This window comes from Variovorax sp. GW821-FHT10D07, from assembly GCF_059415325.1.
In genome coordinates, this window is the sequence record NZ_JBWKMZ010000033.1 from 20,334 (window position 1) to 27,446 (window position 7,113).

The 7,113-nt window shown below is 69.5% G+C and carries 7 protein-coding genes and 1 tRNA gene; all 8 read left to right on the forward strand.

What is annotated here, in order from left to right; genetic code table 11:
- Window positions 1-89: 89 nt before the first annotated feature.
- The 8 genes from yaaA to AC07PU_RS42240 all read left to right on the forward strand — a co-directional run bounded on the left by yaaA (window position 90) and on the right by AC07PU_RS42240 (window position 7,012).
- Window positions 90-875, forward strand: a complete 786-nt coding sequence (gene yaaA, locus AC07PU_RS42205; protein ID WP_093355679.1) for a peroxide stress protein YaaA — start codon at window positions 90-92, stop codon at window positions 873-875.
- 40 nt (window positions 876-915) lie between these two features.
- A complete protein-coding gene (locus tag AC07PU_RS42210; RefSeq protein WP_495323644.1) occupies window positions 916-1,761 on the forward strand; it encodes a 2OG-Fe(II) oxygenase in 846 nt (281 codons plus the stop codon).
- Window positions 1,762-1,783: 22 nt separating this feature from the next.
- The gene (locus AC07PU_RS42215) at window positions 1,784-2,680 is read left to right on the forward strand and encodes an alpha/beta fold hydrolase (RefSeq protein WP_495323645.1); all 897 of its coding nucleotides are present in this window, start codon (window positions 1,784-1,786) and stop codon (window positions 2,678-2,680) included.
- Window positions 2,677-3,555 carry an NADPH-dependent 7-cyano-7-deazaguanine reductase QueF gene (gene queF / locus AC07PU_RS42220; RefSeq protein ID WP_495323646.1) on the forward strand — a complete coding sequence of 293 codons (879 nt, stop codon included), beginning with the start codon at window positions 2,677-2,679 and terminating at the stop codon, window positions 3,553-3,555. Before AC07PU_RS42215 ends, queF begins: the two co-directional genes overlap by 4 nt.
- An 86-nt stretch (window positions 3,556-3,641) precedes the next feature.
- Window positions 3,642-3,717 (forward strand) — tRNA-Gly (locus AC07PU_RS42225).
- 143 nt (window positions 3,718-3,860) lie between these two features.
- On the forward strand, window positions 3,861-4,748 hold the full coding sequence (locus AC07PU_RS42230) for a LysR family transcriptional regulator (protein ID WP_208507407.1): 888 nt from the start codon (window positions 3,861-3,863) through the stop codon (window positions 4,746-4,748).
- Window positions 4,749-4,849: 101 nt separating this feature from the next.
- On the forward strand, window positions 4,850-6,004 hold the full coding sequence (locus AC07PU_RS42235) for a mandelate racemase/muconate lactonizing enzyme family protein (RefSeq protein WP_495323647.1): 1,155 nt from the start codon (window positions 4,850-4,852) through the stop codon (window positions 6,002-6,004).
- Window positions 6,005-6,055: 51 nt separating this feature from the next.
- Window positions 6,056-7,012 (forward strand): Bug family tripartite tricarboxylate transporter substrate binding protein, encoded by a 957-nt coding sequence (locus tag AC07PU_RS42240; protein WP_490876848.1) that lies wholly within the window; start codon window positions 6,056-6,058, stop codon window positions 7,010-7,012.
- Window positions 7,013-7,113: the final 101 nt, after the last annotated feature.

A 7,113-nucleotide genomic window follows, 5' to 3' on the forward strand; every position in this document is an offset into this window, starting at 1 on the left:
TCGTACGGGCCGCGGGCCGCGCGGGGCAGGGAAGGCCGACGATTTTACCGGCGCGGCGAGGGGCGGTCGTGCCAACAGATAATTCCGCGATGCTGTTCCTGCTCTCTCCCGCCAAGTCGCTCGACTACGACACCCCGGTCCCCGCCGAAGTCCCCGCCACCCAACCCCATTTCGAGAGCCCGAAGGGCCCCTCGGTCGAACTGATCAAGCTGCTGCGCGAGAAGTCGCCGCAGCAGATCTCCGAGCTGATGCGCCTGTCGGACAAGCTCTCCGCGCTCAACGTGGCGCGCTATGCCGCCTGGCGCCCCAAGAGCACGGAGCAGAACGCCCGCCAGGCCGCCTTCGCCTTCGACGGCGACGTCTACGGCGGCCTCGACGCACGCTCGCTCACGCCCGCGCAACTGGACTGGGCGCAGGACCACGTCTGCATCCTCAGCGGCCTGTACGGCGTGCTGCGCCCGCTCGACCGGCTGCAGCCCTACCGGCTCGAGATGGGCACCGCGCTGGCCAACCGGCACGGCAAGGACCTCTATGCCTTCTGGGGCGCGCGCATCGCCGAGCATCTCAACGAGCGACTGGCGGCCGACCGCACGCCGGTGGTGATCAACGCCGCCTCGCAGGAGTACTTCCGCGCCGTCGACACCAAGGCGCTCAAGGCGCGTGTGGTCGAATGCGTGTTCGAGGAGTGGAAGGGCGACCGCTACAAGGTCATCAGCTTCTTCGCCAAGCGCGCGCGCGGCCTGCTGGCGCGCTGGGCCGTGCTGCATCGCGTGGCCACGCCCAAGGCGCTGGAAAAATTCGATCTCGAGGGTTATGGTTTCGACGCCCAGGTGTCCACGGCCGAACGGCTGGTCTTCAGGAGAAAACTCGTATGAATGATGTGAGGGAAGCAGGCGAGGCAACCGGAGCGCGCGCATGACGCAGGCCGTGAGTCCCGAACTGCGCGACTGGCTGGTGAGCCAGCTCGCGGCCGGCCATTCGGTGCCCGCGCTGCGTGCCTCGATGCGCGCGGCCGGCTGGCACGATGCCGCCACCGACATCGCGCTGGCCCAGCTCGAGGCCGGCTTTCCCGAATCCAGGGCCGCGTCGGCGCTGCCGCCGCGCACCTCGATGCCGGGCCCCGACCTCGAGGGCTCGCCGCTGTACATCGATGCCGGTGACCGCCGCGTGCAGGTACTGCAGACCATGAAGCATCCGCGCGTGATCGTGTTCGGCAACCTGCTGTCGGCCGAGGAGTGCGAGGCGCTGATCGCGGCCGCGCGCGTGCGGCTCGCGCGCTCGCTCACGGTCGAGACCAAGACCGGCGGCGAGGTGCTCAACGTCGACCGCACCAGCGAAGGCATGTTCTTCGAGCGCGGCGAGAACGAGACCGTGCGGCAACTCGAGCAGCGCCTGGCGCTGCTGCTGCGCTGGCCGCTCGAGTTCGGCGAGGGCCTGCAGATTCTGCGCTATGCGCCCGGCGCGCAGTACCGGCCGCACTACGACTACTTCGACCCCGGCGAGCCGGGCACGCCCACCATCCTCAAGCGCGGCGGCCAGCGCGTCGCCACGCTGGTGATGTACCTGCAGGAGCCCGAGAAGGGCGGCGCCACCACCTTCCCCGACGTCGGCCTCGAGGTCGCGCCGGTGCGCGGCACCGGCGTGTTCTTCAGCTACGACCATCCCGATCCCGCCACCCGCACGCTGCACGGCGGCGCGCCCGTGGTCGCGGGCGAGAAGTGGGTCGCCACCAAGTGGCTGCGCGAGCGCGAGTTCCGCTAGCCCGCAACACAAGAAAGCCGCGATGAAGGTCCAGGCCAACGGATTGCAGATCGAAGTCGACGACACCGGCGGCGAGGGCCGCCCGGTGATCCTGCTGATCATGGGCCTGGGCATGCAGCTCGTGGCCTGGCCGCGCGATTTCGTGCAGTTGCTGGTCGACGCCGGCTTTCGCGTGCTGCGCCACGACAACCGCGACATCGGCCTGAGCGAAGGCTTCGACCACAAGGGCGTGGGCAACATCGTCTGGGAAAGCATCCGGCTGCGCCTGGGCCTGCCGGTGCGCTCGGCCTACACGCTGCAGGACATGGCGGCCGATTCGCTCGGCGTGCTCGACGCGCTGGGCATTGCGCAGGCGCACGTGGTCGGCGCCTCGATGGGCGGCATGATCGCGCAGCGCATGGCCGCGACCGCGCCCGATCGCGTCCGAAGCCTCGTGAGCATCATGAGCTCGAGCGGCGCGCGCGGCCTGCCCGGTCCGCGCCGCGAGGTGGCCGCGATGCTGTTGCGGCGCCCGCTGGGCCGCGGCGAGGACGAGCTGATCGCGCACAGCATCCGCCTGCTGCGCCTGATCCAGAGCCCGGCCTATCCGCAGACCGACGAGGCGCTGGCCGAGCGCCTGCGCTTCGCCATGCGCCGCGCCTACCATCCGGCCGGCATGTTCCGCCAGATGCTCGCCATCGGCGCCGACACCGAGCGCCCCGAACTGCTGGGCCGCATCCAGTGCCCGACCCTGGTGCTGCACGGCGAGCCCGACGCGCTGGTGCCGATCGCCTGCGGCCAGGACACGGCGCGCCGCATCCCCGGCGCGCAGTTCGTGCCCATTCCCGGCATGGGCCACGACCTCCCGCCCGAGGTCTGCGCCATCCTTGCCAGACACATCGTCCCGTTCCTGAACGCGACGCCATCCCGCCATCCATGAGCCACGACGCCTCCCACACCCCCAACCCCAACACGCCCGAGCAGTCCCAGCTCGGCCGCGCCTCGGCCTACGCCGACCGCTACGACCCCACGCTGCTGTTCCCGATCGCGCGCGCCACCCAGCGCGAGGCCATGGGCATCGCGGCCGGCGCCTTGCCCTTCTTCGGCGCCGACCTCTGGACCGCCTTCGAACTGAGCTGGCTCAACCCGCGCGGCAAGCCGCAGCTCGCGATCGCGCACTTCACCGTGCCCTGCGAGACGCCCAACATCATCGAGAGCAAGAGCTTCAAGCTCTACCTCAACAGCTTCAACAACACCGCCTTCGCCGACGCCGAGGCCGTGCGCGAACGCCTGCGCACCGACCTGGCCGAGGCGCTGTGGCGCGGCAGCGACCGCACGGCCGGCATCGGCGTGAAGCTGGTCGCGCCCGAGCTGTTCGACCGCGAGCCGGTGCACGAGCTCGACGGCCTGGACCTCGACCGGCTCGACATCGAATGCACGCACTACCAGCCCGCGCCCGAGCTGCTCTCGAGCGACGCCACGCAGCTGCCGGTGACCGAGACGCTGACCAGCCGGCTGCTCAAGAGCAACTGCCTGGTCACGGGCCAGCCCGACTGGGGCAGCGTGCAGGTCCGCTACAGCGGCCCGCCGATCGACCAGGCCGGGCTGCTCGCCTACATCGTGAGCTTTCGCAACCACAACGAATTCCACGAGCCCTGCGTCGAGCGCATGTTCACCGACATCTGGAAGCACTGCCACCCGACCAAGCTCACGGTGTACGCGCGCTACACGCGGCGCGGCGGGCTCGACATCAACCCGTTTCGCACCAGCTGGCCGCAGGCGCTGCCGGCCAACGTGCGCACGGCGCGCCAGTAGGCGGACCGGTGTCACCGAAGTTTTTTTGAAGATTTTTTGGCCCGGATTCGAAAACTGTGTTTTTGGGGCATATAATCTGAGGCTTCGCGGGAATAGCTCAGTTGGTAGAGCGCAACCTTGCCAAGGTTGAGGTCGAGAGTTCGAGACTCTTTTCCCGCTCCAAATTTTTTGCTTCTTCGAGGGTCCGCAAGACCCGCCGCAGAACGCAAGCGAAGACGAAAGAAAAGGCCGCTGTCCCCAGCGGCCTTTTTCTTTTTCCGCGGCCGCTCGCGAGGGGCGCCCGGCCCGTGTGGCATCCTGCCCGCATGACCCCCGACACCCGTTCGCTGCGCCTGTTCGTGGCGGTGGCCGACCACGGCAGCATCAGCGAGGGCGCCAAGCGCTGCCACATCGCGCTCGCGGCCGCGAGCAAGCGCATCTCCGACCTCGAGGCGCGCGCGCGGCTGCCGCTGTTCGTGCGCCATGCGCGCGGCGTCACGCTCACGTCGGCCGGCCATGGGCTGCTGCTGCATGCGCGCGCCGTGCTCTCGGCCATGGACCGGCTCGGCGCCGAGCTCGACGACTTCCAGCAGGGCGTGGCGGGCGTGGTCAGCATCACGGCCAATGCCTCGACCATCGCGCAGTTCCTGCCGGCGCAGATCGGCTCCTTCCTGCGACTGCACCCGGTGCTCAAGATCGACCTGCAGGAGCGCGCGAGCACCGAGGTGGTGAAGGCGGTGCAGGCCGGCCTGGCCGACATCGGCGTGATCGAGGGCAACACGCCGGCCGATCCGCTCGAATGCCTGCCCTACCGCAGCGACGAGCTCGCCGTGGTGGTGGCGCGCGACCATCCGCTGGGCCGGCGCAAGCGCATCGGCGCGCACGAGGTGCTGCGCCACGAGCACATCGTGGTGCGCGAAGGCACGGCGCTGCACCGCGTGCTGCTGAGCGCCGCGCTCGAGGCGCAGGTGCCGCTCAAGGTGCGCATGCAGGTCGGCAGCTTCGACATGGTGTGCCGCATGGTGGAGCAGGGCGCGGGCATCGGCGTGCTGCCCTATGCGGCCATCCTGCCGCAGCTGCAGATCCTCAAGCTGCGCTGCCTCAAGCTCGATGCGCCCTGGGCCGTGCGCCGCCACCTGCTGTGCGTGCGCCGGCAGCAGGACCTGACGGTGGCCGCGCGCTCGGTGCTGGAACACCTGAGCCGGCCCGACTGAAGCACGAGGCTTCGCGCCGCGCGAAGCCTCGCTCCCGCCAAAAACGAATTGTTCTCCACCGGGGCGCGCGCAAAGATGCGCGCACAACGAAGGAGACAATTTTGAAGATCGTTCGCGTCAGCGCCACGCCGCTGAACATTCCCGTCGCCATCGACGTGCTGGGGCTCGACAAGAAGACCTCGCTCTCGCTGTGCCTGACCGAGATCGAGACCGACACCGGCCTCGTCGGCCACGGCATGACCGCCATCACCGAGGAGGAGATCATCGCCGCCGCGGTGCGCGAGGTGGCCGGCCCGGCGCTGATCGGCGAAGACCCGATGGCCACCGAGCGCCTGTGGGACAAGCTCTACTGGCTGCTCTCGCCGCGCGGCCAGACCGGCTACGCGAGCCATGCCATCGCCGCGCTCGACATCGCGCTGTGGGACCTGAAGGCGAGGGCGCTGGGCCAGCCGCTGTGGCGCCTGCTCGGCGGTGCGCGCGCCAAGGTGCCGGTGTATGCGACCTTCGGCTTCGGCTTCTTCGAGCGCGACCAGCTCGCGGCCGCCGCCAAGCTTTGGGTCGAGCAGGGCTTTCGCCGCCTGAAGATGACCGTCGGCGGCCATGCGCTCGCGCGCCGCGACGAGCCGCGGCCGATCGACGAGGTGATCGCCGAGGACGTGCGCCGCGTCGCCGCGGTGCGCGAGGCGGTCGGCCCCGAGGTGAAGCTCTATGTCGACGCCAACTGCGGCCTCGACCTGTTCCATGCGAGCGAGCTCGCGCGCCGCATCGAGCCCTACGGCATCAGTTTCTTCGAGGAGCCGCTGACGCAGAACGACGTGCGCCAGATGGCCCAGCTGCGCGCGCGCACGAGCATCCCGCTGGCCTGCGGCCAGAACGAGGGCCTGGCCTTCCGTTTCCGCGACCTGCTGGTGAACCAGGCGGCCGACGTGCTGCAGCCCAACGTGACGATCTCGGGCGGCTACTCGCAGTGCCTGAAGATCGCGGGCATGGCGCAGGCCTTCAACGTGCCGATCGACAACGGCGGCGCCTGGCCCTTCCACAACATGCACCTGCATGCGGGCGTGTCGAACGGCGGGCTGGTCGAGTACCACTACGTGGCGGTGAAGATGCTGGAGCAGATCTTCGATGGCCTGCCCGTCCCCGATCAGGGCTGGCTCACACTGCCCGAGACGCCGGGCCTGGGCTTCGCGCCCAATGCCGAGCGCGTGCGCGAACTCGCGAAGCTGCCGACCTCGCGCGGCAAGGGCAAGGCCTGAACCATGAGAACAACACCCACCATCCTTCGCCGGCGCCGGAAGGCATTGCGCGTGGCAACGGCCCTCGGCCTCGCGGGCCTGCTCGCGGCGCCCGTGGCCTGGGCCCAGAAGTACCCCGACAAGCCGATCCGCCTCATCGTCGGCTATTCGGCCGGCGGCGGCGTCGATGCCGTGGCGCGCCTGTTGAGCGCGCGCCTGCCCGCGGTGCTGGGCCAGCAGGTGCTGGTGGAGAACCGCACCGGCGCCACCGGCCTCATCGCGGCCGACCTCGTCGCCAAGGCGCCGCCCGACGGCTACACGCTGATGATGGGCGACAGCGCCTTGCTGATCGCCAAGCTGCTGCAGCCGAAGATCGCGATCGATCCGCTCACCAGCTTCAAGCCGGTGGCCGGTGCCTTCGTCTCGCCGCTGATGATCGTCACGGGCAACGACTTCCCCGCGAAGACACCGGCGGAATTCGTCGCCCAGCTCAAGGCGAATCCGGGCCGTTTCTCCTTCGCGACCTCGGGCGTGGGCACGGTGCAGCACCTGGGCTTCGAGATGCTCAAACAGTCCACCGGCAGTTTCGTGGTGCATGTGCCGTACCGCGGCGCCGCGCAGATCGTGCCCGACGTGATCGGCGGCCAGGTGCCGATCGGCGTGGTCAGCGCCACGGCAGCGATGGCGCAGTCCAAGGCCGGCAAGTTGCGCGCGGTGGCGTTGATGAACAGCGCGAAGCTCGAAGGGGCCGAGAGCATTGCTCCACTGGCCGATGCGCTGCCGGGGTTCGATGTGGCGCCGCGCATCTTCGTGCTCGCACCTGCTGGAACGCCCAACGAGATCGTCGACCGGTTCTCTGCCGCCGTGAAGACGGTGCTCGATGCGCCTGATGCTGGAACTGCCGCGGCGGCGCAGGGGACCTTGCGGGCCTATGCCACGCCGGCGCAACTCGGCAAGGACATGGCCGAGGAGACGGTGCGGTGGAAACGCATCATCACGGAGCAGCGGATCGTGGCGGATGGGGGGTGATTTTTTGGGCGTTTGTTGTCCGGGGCGGGCTCACGCCGATGGGGTACTCCCCTCCGCGAATGTCCCCCGCCTTCGGCTCCTCCTTTATTTCGCTGCGGGGA